Genomic DNA, 802 nt, shown 5'->3' with positions numbered 1-802 from the left:
GCCGGCAGCCGGATCGTGCTCGTCGAGCGCGCGGTGGAGGGCACGCCCCAGCTGGTCACGCAGAGCTGCCCGGGCCTGGCCGCGGCCGTGGGGGAGGGCACGTCCATCCTCGTGGACGACGGGCTTATCGAGCTCGAGGTGGAGGGCGTGGACGGCACCGACATCCGCTGCATCGTGAGGAACGCAGGCACGCTCGGCGAGCGCAAGTCCGTGAACGTGCCGGGCGCGGCGCTTCCCCTGCCGGCGCTCACGGACCAGGACCGCGACGACCTGCTGTTCGGTATCGGGCAGGAGGTCGACTTCGTGGCCGCGTCGTTCGTGCGCGACGCCGACGGCGTGCGGGCGGTGCGCCGGTTCTTGGACGGGCACGGCGGCGAGGGCATCAGGATCATCGCCAAGATCGAGTGCTCGGAGGCCGTGGAGAACTTCGACGCCATTTTGGAGGTCGCCGACGGCATCATGGTGGCGCGCGGCGACTTGGGCGTGGAAGTGCCCGCCTGGCGCGTGCCCCACATCCAGAAGAACATCATCCGCGCGTGCAACCGCGCGTCGAAGCCCGTGATCACGGCCACCCAGATGCTGGAGTCTATGGTGCGCAACCCGCGCCCCACGCGCGCCGAGGTGGGCGACGTGGCCAACGCCGTGTACGACGGCACCGATGCCGTCATGCTGTCGGGCGAGACGGCGTCGGGACGCTACCCGGTAGAGGCCGTGCGCATGATGGCGCAGGTGGCGGAGGCGAGCGAGCCGTACCTGCACGACGAGGCCGCGCCCGACCGCAGCCGCGAGCACGCGCGCGTGG

General features: G+C 71.6%; 1 protein-coding gene. It reads left to right on the top strand.

The annotated features are described in order from the left end of the window. Window positions 1-802, top strand: an 802-nt coding sequence (gene pyk / locus GPA_RS14660) for a pyruvate kinase (protein WP_083809291.1), incomplete at both ends; no start/stop codon positions are given.

Source organism: Gordonibacter pamelaeae 7-10-1-b (genome assembly GCF_000210055.1).
Lineage (GTDB): Bacteria > Actinomycetota > Coriobacteriia > Coriobacteriales > Eggerthellaceae > Gordonibacter > Gordonibacter pamelaeae.
This window is presented reverse-complemented; position numbering and strand designations above follow the sequence as displayed.